This window comes from Streptomyces sp. ID05-39B, from assembly GCF_033794725.1.
Classification (GTDB): Bacteria; Actinomycetota; Actinomycetes; order Streptomycetales; family Streptomycetaceae; genus Streptomyces; species Streptomyces bobili.
The window spans coordinates 35,438-50,918 of sequence record NZ_JARGEF010000008.1 but is presented as its reverse complement, the minus strand read 5'-3'; the positions used below and the strand labels follow the sequence as shown (position 1 = coordinate 50,918).

The window sequence follows — 15,481 nt, the reverse complement described above, 5'->3', positions numbered from 1 at the left end:
GGCAGCCAAAGTGATCCTCCGTGAAAAAACGACGCCTTGGGCGGAAACACGGACCGGACCGACCATTCTCGGTGTCGGGACCGCGACCCCGGATTCATCCTATTCCCAGGAGGATCTCCTGGACATGTACGGGATCCAGGACGGAAGAATCCGTTCGGTGTTCCTCAACAGTGCGATAGACCGGCGTTTCCTGAACGTTCCGCCGTACGGTGACGACGGCCGGCCGCAGAGCGAGACCCAGGGCCAACTGCTGGCCAAGCACAAGGCCCGGGGCACCGAGATGGGCGCCCGTGCGCTCCAGTCCTGCCTCAAGCGCATCGAGGCCGCGGTCAGCGACATCGGCTATCTGGTCTGTGTGACCTCGACCGGCCTGCTGACGCCCGGTTTCAGTGCCCTGCTCATCCGGGAGCTGGGCATCCCCACCGACTGCAGCCGTCTCGACATCGTCGGCATGGGCTGCAACGCGGGCCTCAACGCCCTCAACGCGACCACCGGCTGGGCCTCGGCCAACCCCGGGAAGATCGCCATGATGGTGTGCATCGAGGTGTGCTCGGCGGCGTACGTCTTCGACGGCACCATGCGCACCTCCGTCGTCAACAGCCTCTTCGGTGACGGCTCCGCGGCGATCGCCGTCTCGCACGACCCGCAGAATCCCGGCCCGCAGGTACTGAAGTACGCCAGCTGCATCGTCCCCGACGCCGTCGACGCCATGCGCTACGACTGGGACGAGAAGCAGGGCCGGTTCAGCTTCTACCTGGACCGCGAGGTGCCCTACGTGGTCGGCGCGCACGCCGAGGGCGTCGTCTCGGATCTGCTCAACGGGACCGGGCTGCGGCGCAGTCAGATCGCGCACTGGCTGGTGCATTCCGGAGGCAAGAAGGTCATCGACTCGGTGTCGGTCAACCTCGGCCTCACCCGGCACGACGTGCGGCACACGACCGACGTGCTGCGCGACTACGGCAACCTCTCCAGCGGCTCCTTCCTGTTCTCGTACGAGCAGCAGCTGCGGGAAGGCGTGACACGCCCTGGCGACTACGGCGTCCTCATGACGATGGGCCCCGGTTCGACGCTCGAGACGGCGCTCGTCCGCTACTGAACGGCCCCCGCGCCGGACCTCTTCTCTCGCGTTCCTCTTCCACACCGACGATCAGGAGTCAGACATGTCTTCCTCCGACCTCGCCCAGGGCCCGTCCCCGCACACCCTGGACATCGACAGCACCCGCCCGCTGTGCCCGCTGCTGGTCGCCGACGTCAACGCGTTCTGCGACCGCCAGGAGGACACGGGGGGTACGAGCGCCGTGATACGGCTGTCCGGCACGGGCCCGGCGCAGAACTGGCCCGGCGATGTCGGCATCGATGTGGTGAGCCGCTGGGAGAAGGCGCTGCGGCGGCTCGAACAGGGGCGGTTCGCCAAGATCGTGACCGTCGAGGGCGTCTGCAGCGGTCCCGCGCTCGACGTGCTCCTCACCGCCGACCACCGGATCGGCGCGCCGGGGCTGCGTATCAACGTTCCTGTGCACAACGACGGCGTCTGGGCCGGCATGGCCGTGCACCGCCTCACCAACCAGCTCGGCGGCCTCCACGCCCGCCGACTCGTCCTGTTCGGCGCCGAACTGTCCGCGCAACGGGCCCTGGCGATGGGGCTGATCGACCAGACCGCCAAGGACCCGGCCGCCGTCGCCGCCCGTCTGGCAGAGCGCTTCGCCCGGCTGGACCCCGCCGAGCTGGCGATCCGTCGGCAGCTCGTCATCGAGGCCGGTGTGACCGCCTTCGAGGAGGCGCTGGGCAAGCATCTCGCCGCCTGCGACCGGACGTTGCGCCGGACAAGGGGCGAGTTCGCGGGCGCCCGCGGCACCGCGTGATGAGCGGCACGGAAGGAGCAGGGAACATGACGACACCTCCCGTGGCGGACGCGGAGCGGTGGCCCGCGCGGACACCCGTCCTCAGCGGCTCGCTGCTGGCCGACGCCAACGCCCTGATGGCCTCCACGGCCGAGGCCGAGAAGCTGCTCGCGGAACTCCCCGCCAAGGCAGGGCGCGATCCCGGCCAGCAGCAGCTCGCCGCCGAGGTGATCGCCGGCCAACGGCGCGTGCGCAGCGCGTTCCTGGCACTGCACGCCGAGCGGGTCTACCACGAACTGACCGGTGGCCTGCGGGAACAGCGCTCGCTGTCCGAGCTCGTGCTGGCCGCGTCCGAGGCCTTTCCCGGGCTCACCCCGACCGAGGCACAGATGGCGGCGGAGCGCGAGTGCGCGACGCAGGCCGACAAGGACGGGCGGGAGATCGACCAGGGCCTCTTCTTCCACTGGGTGCTGCGCTCGCCGCAGGCCGGCCCGCATCTGATGCAGGCCCTGCTGCGGCCCACCCGGCGCGCCCGGTCGCTGCTGGGCGAGTTCGACCGGACGGGGAGCCTCGAACTGGGCACCGTCCGGCTCGAGAGGATCGACCGGGCGGCTCACCTCACCCTGTGCAACGGCCGGTTCCTCAACGCCGAGGACGACCGGCTCGTGGACGACCTGGAGACGGCCGTCGACCTCGCCCTGCTCGACGACCGTGTCAAGGTGGGGGTGCTGCGCGGCGGGAAGATGACCCACCCGCGCTACCAGGGCCGGCGGGTGTTCTGCGCCGGGATCAACCTGGTCGATCTGCACTACGGCCGGATCTCGTTCGTGGACTTCCTGCTCCGCCGTGAACTCGGCCACCTCCACAAGTTGATCCGCGGTGTCCGGGTCGACGACGCCTGGCCCCGGCCGCTGGTGGAGAAGCCGTGGGTGGCCGCGGTCGACAGCTTCGCGATCGGCGGTGGCATGCAGATGCTGTTCGCCGTCGATCACGTCATCGCCGCCGCCGACTCCTACTTCAGCCTTCCGGCGGCCCAGGAGGGCATCGTGCCGGGCATGGCCAACCTCCGGCTGACCGCGCTCGCGGGAGGGCGACTGTCGCGGCAGGTCATCCTGTCCGGCCGAAAGCTCTGGGCACGCGAGCCCGAGGCCGGCGCCGTCTGCGACGAGGTGGTCGACCCCAAGCTGATGGACGCGAGCGTCGAGGCCGCGGTCGCCCGGCTGGCGAGCCCGGCCGTGGTCCCGAACCGGCACATGATCAATCTCGCCGAGGAGCCGATGGACCATCTGCGCGCGTACGCCGCCGAGTTCGCCCTCGAACAGGCGCTGCGGCTCTACAGCGCCGACGTCATCGACAAGGTGGACAGATTCAGCGCCGGTGCCTTCGCGCACCGTCGGACGGGAAGCGGCTCATGAGGCCCGTCGACGCGATGCTGGAGGTGCTGCGCGACGAGGGCGTGACGCGGGTCTTCGGCAACCCGGGCACGACCGAACTCCCCTTCGTCGAGGCGGTCACGGCGGCCGCCGACCTCCAGTACGTCCTGGGGGTCCAGGAGGCCTCCGTGGTCGCGATGGCCGACGGGTACGCCCGAGCCACGGGCCGCCCCGCCTTCGTCAGCCTGCACATCGCCGCCGGGCTCGCCAACGGCATGGTCGGTCTCCTCAACGCCGGCCGTTCGCGTACGCCGCTGGTGGTGACCGCGGGGCAGCAGGACCGGCGCCATCTGGCACAGGACCCCATGCTCTCCGGCGACCTGGTGGGGATCGCCCGCGCGGCGGTCAAGCACACCTTCGACGTCCAGCACGCCCATGACCTCCCGGGCATGCTGCGCCGGGCCTTCGCGCTGGCCGTCCAGCCACCGGCGGGCCCGGTCTTCCTCTCGATCCCGATGGACCTTCTGGAGGAGGAGACGCCCGTCGCGCCGCCCGCTCCGAGGTCGGGACTCGGCGGCCTCGGCGCCGCCGCCGCATGGCCGGAGGCCGCCGAGCGGCTCGCCGCCGCGAAGCGACCGCTGATCGTCGCGGGCGACGGGGTGGGACGCGACGGCGCCGTGGCCGAGCTGGTGGCGGTCGCCGAGGCGACCGGGGCGACCGTCTTCCACCAGCCGATGCACGACGGCGTGGACTTCCCCACCGTGCATCCGCTCTACGCGGGCATGCTCGACGCCCGCTACTCGGCGATCCGGACGGCTCTCGACGGCCACGACGTGGTGCTCATCGCCGGCACCCGGGCGTTCATGGCGCACCACTACGAGCCCGGTTCACCCATCCCCGCCGGCACCGCCGTCATCCAGCTCGACGACGACCCGGGCGAACCGGGGCGGACCTTCCCCGTGGCGCTCGCTCTGGTCGGCGGGATCCGGGCCACGCTCGCGGCGCTCGCGGCGCAGCTGGCCGGGAAGGTGCCGGAGGCGCCGTCGCGCACCGAGGCGGCCGGCCGTGCGCACGAGGCCTCCCGGGCCCGCGTGCACAAGCGCGCGCTGGCGGCCTACGGCGATGCCCCGATGGACCCGCTGGCCGCTGTGCACGCCGTCGTCCGAGGGCTCCCGGCGGACTCCGTCGTGGTGGAGGAGGCGATCACCAGCGGGCTGCTGCTGCGCAGCGTGCTGCCGCTGGAGCGTCCCCGTTCCTATGTCCACACGGTGGGTGGCGGGCTGGGCTCCGGCATCGGGGCCGCGATCGGCTCCCGGATGGGGGATCCCGGCCGCCCGGTGGTCGCCGTGCTCGGTGACGGCTGCACCCTGTTCGGACTCCAGGGGCTGTGGAGCGCCGCGCACTACCGCGTCCCGGTCACCTTCGTGGTGATGAACAACGGCGAGTACCGCACCCTGAAGGAAACCGCCGCCCGACGGAGCCGGGCCGCGCGTCGCGGCGCCGGTGGCCCGGAGTTCCCGGCGCCACGGCTCGATCTGACGCCCGCCACGGACTTCCTGGGCCTCGGGGACGGAGCGGACGGCCCCGACGGCCTGGATCTCGCGCCGCCGGAACTCGACTTCACCCGTGTCGCCGAGTTCTTCGGCATCACCGCGGTACGGGCCCGCTCGACGGACCACCTCGCCGAGGCCGTGGCGCGGGCCGCCGCGGGGGCGGAGCCCGTCCTCATCGACGTACCCGTCACGAGCCACGCCGACAGTGTCTGACCGGCGCGCGAACGCAGGCGAGGACCACATCAGCACGTCAGGAGGAGCCATGACGAACCTGGTCGACACGGTCGGACTCGCCGGGAAGGTGTTCAGCGACGGCTGGCGGCCCACGTCCGACGACGCCGTCGTCGAGGTGCTCGAACCGGCGACGGGGAAGAGGCTCGCCCAGGTCGGTGTCGCCGACGCGGCGGACGTCGCTCGTGCCGCGGCCGGGGCGGCGCGGGCGCAGCCGGCGTGGGGTGCCCTGCCCGCCGCCGCCCGTGCGGCGGTACTGCGGCGCGCGGCGGCCGTGCTGGAGGAACACCGCGGCGAGGTCGCCCAGTGGCTGATCCGTGAGGGCGGTGCGGTACGGGCCAAGGCGGAGACCGAGATCGCGGACACGGTGGAGGAACTCCTCCAGGCGGCGGCGCTGCCCACCCAGCCGCACGGACAGGTGCTGCCCGGTGCACCGGGCCGGTCGAGCGAGGCCCGCCGGGTGCCGCTGGGCGTGGTCGGGGTGATCAGCCCGTGGAACGTGCCGCTGCTGCTCGCCCTGCGTTCGGTGGCACCGGCGCTCGCCCTGGGCAACGCCGTCATCCTCAAACCCGACGTCCGCACACCGGTCTCGGGCGGCCTGGTCGTGGCGCGTCTCTTCGAGGAGGCGGGGCTCCCGGAGGGGGTCCTGCACGTGCTGCCGGGCGACGCGGTCGCGGGCGGCGCGCTGACGGCCGACCCGGCCGTGGCGATGGTGTCGTTCACCGGCTCGACGGCGGTCGGCCGGGAGGTGGGAGCGGTGGCGGGGCGCACCCTCAAGCGGGTCTCGCTGGAGCTGGGCGGCAACAACGCGCTGATCGTGCTCGACGACGCCGGTCTGGAAGCGGCCGCGGCGGCGGGAGCCTTCGCGTCCTTCTTCCACCAGGGCCAGATCTGCATGGCGGCGGGGCGGCACCTCGTGCACGCGTCGGTCGCCGAGGAGTACGTACGCCGACTGGTCGAGGAGGCCCGGCGGCTCACCGTCGGCGATCCGTGGACCGAAGGAGTCGACCTGGGTCCGATGATCGACGGCGGTCAGCTGCGGCGCACCCACGGGATCGTCCGCGACAGCATCGCGGCCGGCGCCGAACCGCGGTGCGGTGCCGTCCCGGACGGGCCGTTCTACCCGCCGACCGTCCTCACCGGGGTGACCCGGAAGATGCGGGCGTTCACCGAGGAGATCTTCGGTCCGGTGGCGCCGGTCGTCGTCGTCGAGGACGACGACGAGGCGGTCGCCGTCGCCAACGACACCGAGTACGGCCTGGTGGCCGCGGTGCGGACGGGTTCGGTCGAGCGCGGTCGACGTCTGGCCGACCGGCTGCGGACAGGCATGATCCACATCAACGACCAGACGGTCAACCACCAGGCGGTGGTGCCCTTCGGCGGTTTCGGCGCCTCGGGCAACGGCGCCCGGCACGGGGCGCAGTTCGCCTGGGACTCGTACACCCAGTGGCAGTGGATCACGGCCGGGAGCGACGAGCCCGCCTGACACCGTGCCGGTGTGGGGCGGCTTCGGACAACCGGCTGATCACGACGTCACACACACATCGGGGCCGTGCGTCCGGGAGGGAACGGCGAGGACGACGCGGCCGCGGCCCGGTGGGGTCGAGGCCACGTCGTCCTCGCCGCTCGCCCAGTGGTGGGGCGTGCCTGCGTGGCGCAGGCCCGTGAGGACGATGTCCCCGTCCTGGTTCCGCCGTCCGGCGAAGCCGGAACGCAGGAGAGCCCCTCCCCGGCCGGAGACGAAGCCGTCGCCGATGACGTCGAAGGGCAGGGTCCGCCCCTGGGCGCACACCTCCCCCGCCTGCCCGGTGCGGAGGTTCTCCCCCAGGGCCCCGCGCACGCTCAGCCGCACGCCGGGCGCCGCCCCGATCACCGGGCTCGCACCGCGGGACATGTCGTCCTGTCCGGCGGGACACGTGCTCACCGCCCAGGGCAACACGCTCCCGCCGGGCGCGAACTCGGCGCGCAGGACCGTGTCGGGCAGGATGCCGGCGTGCCGGGCCACCAGTTCGGGCGGGCAGGGGGCGCCCACGAGGAGGATCATCCGGGGCCGCGGCGGACGGGGTTCGCGCGCCATGGTGTCGAGTACGCGCGCGTACTCCCGCGGTTCGTACACCGCGACGCCCCCGCCGGGGCCCGCGGCGGGTTCGCCCGGCCACGCGTGCAGCGTGCTGCCGGATCCGAAGGCCCACCACATCGCGGACAGGGTGGCCGGTCCGGTGGGATGTTCGGTGACGGTGACCGTCGGGCCGGCGGGTCCGGTCTGCGAGGACCTGGCGGCCATCGCCAGATGCCAGGCCCGGTGGTCCACGAGGTGGGCCGAACTCCACGCCCCGCCCTCCCCGGCCGGCAGCAGATAGGCGGGCTCGGCGGGTGCGGAGCGGGGCAGCGCCCGGTCCAGGGGACGTGCTCCGAGCCGTTTCCACAGCTCGGGGTCGTCCAGGACGAACCGCCGTATGCGGTCGTCGTCGTGCCACCACGCCTCCTGCGTGCCGCCGCAGCACAGCACCGTGTCGGCGCCGCTGACGACGGCGATCCGGCGGATCTGTGAGACAGGGAGGTCGCGGGGCACCGGGACGCACACCCCGCCCGCCTTCAGGACCGCCAGGTGGGCCACCAGCGTCCGCCGGTGGTCGCCGCAGTGCACGAGGACCGGGTCCCCCAGCTGTACGTCGGCCCTCAGCAGCGCCGTGGCGAGCTGGTCGGAGAGGAGATCGATCTTGCCGTAGGTGAGAACGTGCGGCCCCTCACGCACCACGACGGCGCGCGGGTGGCGCCGGGCGGCCCGGGTGAAGAGTCCGTCGAGGGTCCGGACCGACCCGGCCGGCTGATCCTGACGACGGGTGCCGGGGCGGACGGGTTCCCGGAGTTCGGCCGAGGGCATGTCTGCGTCTCCTTCTGGTCCTTGTCCTGCTTCCGCTACGCGGCGGGGGTGGTGACGGAGGAGCGGTCCGGCTGCCCGGGTGTGGTCTCCGGCACGGTCACGGGCTTCGCGTACGTCCGGGTCAGCACGGGGCCGGTCATCGCCGTGGTCACCAGTGCCATGACGACCAGGAGGGAGTACAGCCCGCCGTCGAGCAGCCCTGCCTGGAGTCCGACGCCGAGGATGACCAGCTCGGTGAGACCGCGGGTGTTCATCAGCGCGGCGAGCGCCGTGGCGGCCCTGGGAGGCAGCCCCGTGCTCCGGGCACCCAGGTACGTCCCGCCGAACTTGCCGAGCACGGCGACCAGGAGAACGGCAGCCAGTTCGGTGACCTCCGTCCAGCCGAATCCCCTGAGGTCCACCTTGAGTCCGGCCACGACGAAGTAGACGGGCAGGAGAACGGCGGTCACCGTGTGGGTGCGGTGCATGAGGTCGGCGCGCAGCCGCTCGGCGCCCTCGCTCGGCATGATCAGGCCGAAGAGGAAGGCACCGAAGATGTAGTGCATGCCCATGGCCTCGGTCGCCGCGCCGCAGAGCAGGGCGCCGATCAGCACCAACGGGTACCACCAGGACGGCGCGGGCCCTTGGCCGTCGCCCCGGCGTGTGCGGCGGCGCAGCCAGGGGCGTACGACCAGGACCAGCACCAGGACGAACGGGATCATGAGGGCCACCCGCCAGTGGGCGCCGCCGCTCCCGATCGCGGCCTGCACCCCGGCCAGGGCGGTCCAGGCGACCATGTCGACAAGGGCCGCCGAGGCCAGCGCGATGCCGCCGAGCGTGGTGGCGCCGAGGTGTCGGTCGGAGAGGATCCTGGCCAGTACGGGGAAGGCGGTCACGGACACGGCCAGGCCGATGAAGACGATGAAGGCGGCCTTCTGGTCGGTCTCGTGGTTGCGCAGCAGGAGGTAGCCGAGTCCGGAGCCGAGTACGAAGGGCACCGCCGTCGATCCGAGGGTGACGGCCGCGGCCATCCGCCCTCGGCCGCGCAGCGCCTGGCGTTCGATCTCCAGTCCCACACCGAACATGAACAGGGTGACGCCGACATCGGCCATCGCGCTCAGCAACGGCCGTATCCCGTGGGGGAACAGGGCGTCGGAGACCGCCCCGTCGAGGAGTGTCGGCCCGAGGAGGACTCCCGCGAGGATCTCGCCCACGACGGGCGGCTGGCCGATCCTGGTGGCGAGGTGCCCGAGTCCCTGGGCCAGCACGAGGATGAACGCAAGGTCGAAGAGGAGTAGTGCCACCTGATTACTGCCCATGGCGACCACTCTGCTTCAGTCACCTACAGATGCTCTGAACGGTCTCTGGGGCCCGCCTGCGGGCCCCGAACGTCGTCCGTGATCCGGGGGTGGACCGGGGCGCGGCGCCGCGCGCGGAAACGTCCGCACACGGGCTGTGTGCGGACGTTTCGGCTATCCGGCGGGGCCTCCCGGCCCGCGTCGCGTTCCCGTCGGGGAGGACGGGACAGCACTCAGGCGACCGAGGCGGTCGCCTGCAGCAGACGTGCGACGGCTGCGCTGCGGTGGGTGAGCGGCTCGCGCTCGGCGCACTCGGCCGCGTAGAGCCGCATCAGCTCGTGGAACCGGTACTCGCCCCGGCCGGCCTCGACGAGCAGGTTGCGGTGCGCCAGCAGCCGCAGCGTGCCGGCCGCCTCCGGCTCGGTGGTGCCGGTCAGGTCGGCCGCGGCCGACACGGTGATCAGCCCGTCGCCGAAGAGCCCGAGGAGCCGGAACATCCTCGCCGCCTCGTCGGGCAGCGCCTGGTACGACGTCTCGAACAGGGCGTGCAGACTGCTCGAGGGGTCACCTCCCGACGCCAGCCGCTCGAGTCGCCCGTGCTCGTCGGCGAAGTGCTCGACCAGTGACGCAAGGGGCACGTCCTGGTTGGCAGCCAGCGTCTCGGCCATCATGCGCAGTGCCAGGGGCCGTCCGCCGGACAGTCCCACCAGCCGCCTGGCCACGGCCTCCTGGCGTCGCAGCCGGTCCCCGCTCAGGCAGCGGAGCAGTGCCAGGGCGTCCTGGGTGCCGAGCGGGTCCAGCCGGAGCAGATGCGCGCCGTCACGAACGGCGAGGCCGCCCAGGCGCTGTCGGCCGGTGCTGAGCACACAGGAGGACCCACCGGGGATCAGCGGCCGTAACTGGTCTGCGCTGAGCACGTCGTCGAGCATCAGGAGGACGCGCTTGCCGTGCAGCAGACTCCGGTACAGCGTCGCGCGGCTCGCCAGGTCCGTGGGGATACGGGCGTCGTCGACCCCGAGGCTGCGCAGCACCTGGCGCAGGGCCTCGCAGGCGCTCAGCGAACGGCCCTCCATGCTCGTGCCGCGCAGGTCGACGTAGAGCTGCCCGTCCGGGAACCGCTCCGACAGCCGGTGGGCGAGTTCGAGCACGAAGGCGGTCTTGCCCACTCCGGCCGGGCCGTCGATGACGACGATGGGGGTGGAGGCCCCTCTGCCGTCGTTCTCGGTGAGCAGCCGTGTCAGGTGTTCCAACTCCCGGGAGCGCCCGACGAACCCCCGGGCCACCGGGGGAAGTTGGGCGGGCCTGGGTGTCTCGGCGAGCACCATGCGGGTCGTGGCGGGCTCCGGGGCGGCGGACGTCCGGGCGTCCGCGGCGGTGAGGGTGACGGCGCCCGTGCGGTCGGCCGTGTCCGGGGTGACGAGCCGGCCGGTCAGGATCTGCTGGTGCAGCGTGCGCAGTTCGGCGCTGGGATCGATGCCGAGTTCGTGCCGCAGCAGCCGCCGGGTCTCGGAGTAGACCTCCAGGGCATGCGCCTGGCGTCCGCAGCGGTACAGCGCCGTCATCAGCAGCCAGCGCAGCTTCTCGCGCAGCGGCTCCTCGGCCACGGCCCCGAGCAGCACGGTGACCGCCTCGACCGGGCGGTCCGCCGCCAGCATGTCGGCGGCCCACTCCTCGACGGCCGTGAGCCGGATGTCCTGGAGCCTGGTCCGTTCCATCGCCGCGAACGGTCCGGGAACGCCGGAGTGCGCCTCCCCGTGCCACAGGGACAACGCGGACTCGGCGGTGTCCAGCGCCTCCTGGAGCCTGCCCTCCGCCCGTGCGCGGCGTGCCTGGGCGTGGCGGCGGGCGAAGAGCGTGGCGTCGACCGCCTCGGGATCGGTCCGCAGCGTGTATCCGCCGGCGGTCGAGATCAGCAGTTCACCGCTCTCCCGCCTGCTGCGCTCGGGCTCGAGGATCCGGCGGAGCCCGGCCACGTAGGTGTGGACTCCGTTGGCCGCCGTCTGCGGGACGTCTCCGCCCCACACCGCGTCGATGATGTGGTCGATGTTCACGACGTCGTTCGTCCGGCCGGCGAGCAACGCGAACACGGCTCGCTGCTTGGGCGGGCCGAGGACGACTTCTCTTCCGTGCCGCCAGGCCCGCACCGGCCCGAGCAGCTGTACTGCCAAGGACTCCCCCGCTATCGGCATTGCCTGTCGCCTCCTGTGATCGTGGTCATGGTCGGCGGACCGTTTCTGCCAGTGATTCAGACGTACAGATGCTTCTGGGGCGCGTCGCCTCGCGCCACGGCTTCGCGCTCGGCCGGAGGCGCCAGGAGAGAGCCGGCCACACACCTCAACTTCTCCCTGGTCTCCTCCAGTTCCCGTTCGGGTACGGACTGTTCGACGATGCCGGCGCCGGCCTGGAGCCAGGTCTCGCCGTTCCGGCGGAAGACGCTGCGCAGGGCGAGCGCGGCGTCCATCGAGCCGTCCTGTGCCACGGTCATCACCGTGCCCGCGTAGAGGCCGCGGTGGCGTGGTTCGACGGCTGCGATGGCGTCGTACGCGGAGTGCTTGGGCACGCCCGAGGCGGTGACAGCGGGGAAGACGGCGGCGAACGCGGTCCAGGGGCTGGCCTCCCGCAGCATCCGGCCCACGACTCTGGAGGCCAGGTGCTGGACGGAGCCCCGTTCCTTGATCACCATGTACTCCTGGACGACCACCGTTTCCGGCTTGCAGGGCCCGGCGAGTTCGTCGACCGCGACCTTCACCGAGATGGCGTGCTCGTGGAGTTCCTTCGGGTCCGCGAGGAGGTTCTCGCGCAGCCGCCGGTCCTCGTCGGCGTCGCCGGTCAGGGCCCGGGTGCCGGCCAGCGGCTGACTGGAGACGGCGCCGCCGGCTTCGACCTCTACGACGGTCTCCGGGCTGAAGCCCAGCGCCTGGAGGCCTCCCATGTTCAGCAGGTAGGAGCGAGCGGGGGTGTTGGCGCGGCGCCCGGCGAGATAGCTCGCCGGGAGGTCGATGTCGGAGGTGACGGGGACCGTCCGGGAGACCACGGCCTTCTGCAGTTCTCCGGCGCGTATGCGGGCCAGGACGGTGTCCACGGAGGCGCGGTAGGCGTCGGCGCCGACCTCGACGTCCACGACGACGGGCCGGTACCTGGTGTCCTCCTCCGGCTCCAGGCCGGTCAGGGTCTTCTCGACGAGGGCCATCTCCTGCGGGTCCAGACCGCGCACGAGGGCGTGGTTCCCGGACAGGCGGGTCTCCGTCCGGGGGACGACGAGATGGAGCAGGACGTCGTCGCCGACCGGACGGCCGGCGACGGCGTAGGCGAGTTCGAAGGCACTCCAGCCGTACGCCCGCCAGTCGGCCAGTTCCAGACCCTCGAGGAATTCCCGGACCTGGGCCAACGGATCGCCCTGCCAGGGGCGTTCGACAGTGACGCCGTCCTTCGTACATCGCACGGTGTCCGGTTTCAGTATGACCTCGGCGGCTATCCCGCCGGCCACCGACCAGCCGTCTGCCGACTCGTAGACGACATAGGTGGAGAACAGGCCCGACGCGACGAGACCCGTTGCCGCGACCAACGGCTCGACACCAATGGGTACGGTAATTGTCTGGTACGGGAAAACCACGGCTCTTCCTCCTTGAAGCTAACGACCGAAATTGACCACTACAAGGGCGGAAAACACTCGGCCGTTCTCCACAGGAGAGAATGCAGGAGAATATTGGATCCTGGGTTACAGGAAAGCATCACAAGACAGCATGGCCGGTAGCGACCGACTCATCAGCGCAGCCCAGGGTACTTGGGCATGCGAAAACTCGCGAAGCCTTCCCCCCGAACAGGATGCCGTTCTCCAGAAATGAACCATTATCCCCGGGGCGACCGATCCCCCTACGAGCCTCCTGGCAAAACCCAGGAGCAGCCGAACCGAGGTTGACTCTACCTAACAACTTCTTCCCGCATCAACAACGTTTCTGCGCACCTCCGCGAATTTACCTCGGCTTGACCGGATTTCATCTGTCGGACATTTTTCGCCGCGCGATCTGGCCGAATTAATTCCCTCCGCGGCAACCGCTGTGAGGGCGGCCCGGCGCTTTTTCACGGGGGAGGCGACCGGGCCGCCCGAACCCTGCCCGCGCACCGCGCGGCGGTGCGCGGGCAGAGTCCGTCTCATCCGGGCACCGGACCCCGCTTCCGGGTCGGCGCCGCCACGCGCCACCCCTGCCCCCGGTTCCGCGCCCGCTCCCTCACTGGATCCTCCCCTGAGTTTTTATACTTGTAAGTCTTACGCGTACAATAACTGTAGCCTGGACTCCTGTCGTTGTCACCACCGTCCCCGGACAGCCCAGCACGACGCAGTGATCCGGCCTCCCGTCGGAACACGGACGGACAGCTCCACGACTTGGTTGGGAGACAGAGATGAAGCCCCGCAACGGGCGTAGAGGCGGTGCACGTCAGTCCGCGCCCCTCTCGCAGGAGACCATCGTCGCGGCCGCACTGCACATCCTCGACAGCGAGGGACCCCAGCAGTTGTCGATGCGACGGCTCGCCAGGGAGCTCTCCATCACGCCGATGGCCCTCTACCACCACGTGCGCGACCGGCACGAACTGCTGCTCCTGCTCGTTGCCTCCCGGTCCCGGGGCCATGACCGGCCGATCCTGCCCGAGGACCCGCGCGAGAGACTCCTCGCGGCCGCCCAACTCCTCCACGACGTCCTCGCGCGGTACCCCTTCCTGCACGAGATCCTGGCCTCTCCCGACCTCCTGGCCGTGTCCGCGCTCTGGGTCATGGAGGCCCTCCTCGACGCGGCGGTGGAGTGCGGTCTCCCCCTCGAAGAGGCGGCCCAGGCACATCAGGCCATCTGGCACTACACGGTCGGCGTCCTCCTGATCCGCACGACCAGCCACCAGCACCACGCCGAACTGACCCGCCCCACGCAGCGCGAGCGGGCCTTCGCCACCCTGTCGCCCGACGACTTCCCCCGTGTGACCTCGCTCGCCGACCGCTGGTCCTCGCTCACCGCGCGGGACACCCACCGGGAGGCCCTGGAGGACATCGTCGAGGGACTGCTCCGCGGGCGTCCGGCACACCCGGGAGAACACGCATGAGCATCGGCACGGCACCCATGATCGGAATCCTCGGCGGGTACGGGCACGTCGGCGCGACCGCGGCCCGCCTCCTCGCCGACGAACACGGCTACCGGCTGCGGATCGGCGGACGCTCCGCCGACCGGGCCTGGCAGTTCGCCCGGACGCTGGGCGACCGCGCGGAGGCCGCGGTGGTCGACGCCCGCGACAGCCAGAGCCTGATGCACTTCACCCGTGGCTGCGCCACCGTACTCGACTGCTCCGGGACCGCGTTCTCGCTCCGCGGCCGGGTCCGTGCCGCGGTTCTCGCGGCCGACGTCCACTACGTGGGCATGACGGACGACGGCGGCGCGCGCACCCCGGAGGGAACCTGTTCGGCCGTGCTCTTCACGGGCCTTTCGGGCACCCTGGCCGGCTGGGTGCCGCGCTGGCTGGCCGACGGGCTCGACTCCCCGACCCGCTTCAGCGGCTGGTGGGGCGGCCTCGGCGCCATCCCGTCCCATACGGCGGTCTCCTGCCTGCTCGGCAAGCGGCGGGCGCTCGACCTCCCCGTTGACGGGCCTTCCCAGGACCGCCGTGCCGGTGACGGCGAAGGACCGCGGGGCGAGGAAGTCCCTCCCGTCCCACAGGCGTTCGCGTCGCCCGCGCCACCGCCGTCCCACGCCGTCGCCGTCCGTCACGTCCTCCCGGAGGAGCTGCGGCAGCAGGCCTATCTTTTGCGGCTCCAGGACGCCAACTGGCACGAGGTGCTCAAGGGGCCCGGTGTGCCCGCGTTCCTGGACCGGTTCGCCCTGCGCCGGCCGGGGGCGGGCGACGGCGGGGCGCTCATGGCCGCCGCCAGAGAACTGGCCCAGGTGAGCGTGCGGGACGCGGCCGGGAGCCCCCCGTACCAGATCATGTACGGCACCCTCGACGGACTGAAGGCCGACGGCGTCCCCGTGCGCAGGAGCGCGCTCCTGCACTGCACCGACGTGACCGGACTCGTGGGGGTGATCGCCTCGATCACCGCGCACGAGGTCACAAGGGACCGGGTCCCGTCCGGTATCCACGTCATGGCGGCTACGCTGCCACCCAGGGACACCGCCGACTGGATCGTGCGTCACCTTCCGCGGACGACCGCGCGGACGACGGAGGTCCTGGCAGGCGAGCCGGGCACGATGACGACGTCGCGGGCCGCCCGGCGTCCCGGATGAGGCCGCCCGCCGGTGGCGTGGCCGGGCGACCGCGTACGCGGGCCGGACCGCCACCGCCC

Annotated in this window: 11 protein-coding genes; 7 read left to right on the top strand and 4 right to left on the bottom strand. The window is 71.8% G+C overall.

Annotated elements, in window-relative coordinates:
• Window positions 1-10 precede the first annotated feature (10 nt).
• The 5 genes from dpgA to P1P75_RS03860 all read left to right on the top strand — a co-directional run bounded on the left by dpgA (window position 11) and on the right by P1P75_RS03860 (window position 6,484).
• Window positions 11-1,096 (top strand): 3,5-dihydroxyphenylacetyl-CoA synthase DpgA, encoded by a 1,086-nt coding sequence (dpgA, locus tag P1P75_RS03880; protein ID WP_319251826.1) that lies wholly within the window; start codon window positions 11-13, stop codon window positions 1,094-1,096.
• 64 nt (window positions 1,097-1,160) lie between these two features.
• The gene (gene dpgB / locus P1P75_RS03875; protein ID WP_319251824.1) at window positions 1,161-1,862 is read left to right on the top strand and encodes an enoyl-CoA-hydratase DpgB; all 702 of its coding nucleotides are present in this window, start codon (window positions 1,161-1,163) and stop codon (window positions 1,860-1,862) included.
• 26 nt (window positions 1,863-1,888) lie between these two features.
• Entirely contained in the window at window positions 1,889-3,256 is a 1,368-nt protein-coding gene (gene dpgC / locus P1P75_RS03870) for a (3,5-dihydroxyphenyl)acetyl-CoA 1,2-dioxygenase DpgC (RefSeq protein ID WP_319251822.1), read from the top strand.
• On the top strand, window positions 3,253-4,980 hold the full coding sequence (locus P1P75_RS03865) for a thiamine pyrophosphate-binding protein (RefSeq protein ID WP_319251820.1): 1,728 nt from the start codon (window positions 3,253-3,255) through the stop codon (window positions 4,978-4,980). The genes dpgC and P1P75_RS03865 overlap by 4 nt, the downstream gene beginning before the upstream one ends.
• A 49-nt stretch (window positions 4,981-5,029) precedes the next feature.
• Complete coding sequence (locus tag P1P75_RS03860) at window positions 5,030-6,484, top strand: aldehyde dehydrogenase family protein (protein ID WP_319251818.1); 1,455 nt, start codon at window positions 5,030-5,032, stop codon at window positions 6,482-6,484.
• A 39-nt stretch (window positions 6,485-6,523) separates the two neighbouring features.
• Here P1P75_RS03860 and P1P75_RS03855 read toward each other — a convergent pair whose 3' ends face one another.
• The 4 genes from P1P75_RS03855 to P1P75_RS03840 all read right to left on the bottom strand — a co-directional run bounded on the left by P1P75_RS03855 (window position 6,524) and on the right by P1P75_RS03840 (window position 12,724).
• Window positions 6,524-7,882, bottom strand: a complete 1,359-nt coding sequence (locus tag P1P75_RS03855) for an AMP-binding protein (RefSeq protein WP_319251816.1) — start codon at window positions 7,880-7,882, stop codon at window positions 6,524-6,526.
• Between the two features lie 35 nt (window positions 7,883-7,917).
• Window positions 7,918-9,180 carry a cation:proton antiporter gene (locus P1P75_RS03850; RefSeq protein ID WP_319251814.1) on the bottom strand — a complete coding sequence of 421 codons (1,263 nt, stop codon included), beginning with the start codon at window positions 9,178-9,180 and terminating at the stop codon, window positions 7,918-7,920.
• 212 nt (window positions 9,181-9,392) lie between these two features.
• The gene (locus P1P75_RS03845; RefSeq protein ID WP_319251812.1) at window positions 9,393-11,327 is read right to left on the bottom strand and encodes a BTAD domain-containing putative transcriptional regulator; all 1,935 of its coding nucleotides are present in this window, start codon (window positions 11,325-11,327) and stop codon (window positions 9,393-9,395) included.
• A 77-nt stretch (window positions 11,328-11,404) separates the two neighbouring features.
• Window positions 11,405-12,724, bottom strand: coding sequence for a salicylate synthase (locus P1P75_RS03840; protein WP_319251810.1), 1,320 nt, complete (start codon window positions 12,722-12,724; stop codon window positions 11,405-11,407).
• 836 nt (window positions 12,725-13,560) lie between these two features.
• Between P1P75_RS03840 and P1P75_RS03835 the strand changes: the two genes are divergently transcribed.
• Window positions 13,561-14,250: a TetR/AcrR family transcriptional regulator C-terminal domain-containing protein gene (locus P1P75_RS03835; RefSeq protein WP_319251808.1), complete on the top strand. Its 690-nt coding sequence runs from the start codon at window positions 13,561-13,563 to the stop codon at window positions 14,248-14,250.
• Window positions 14,247-15,422: a saccharopine dehydrogenase NADP-binding domain-containing protein gene (locus P1P75_RS03830; RefSeq protein WP_319251806.1), complete on the top strand. Its 1,176-nt coding sequence runs from the start codon at window positions 14,247-14,249 to the stop codon at window positions 15,420-15,422. Before P1P75_RS03835 ends, P1P75_RS03830 begins: the two co-directional genes overlap by 4 nt.
• Window positions 15,423-15,481: the final 59 nt, after the last annotated feature.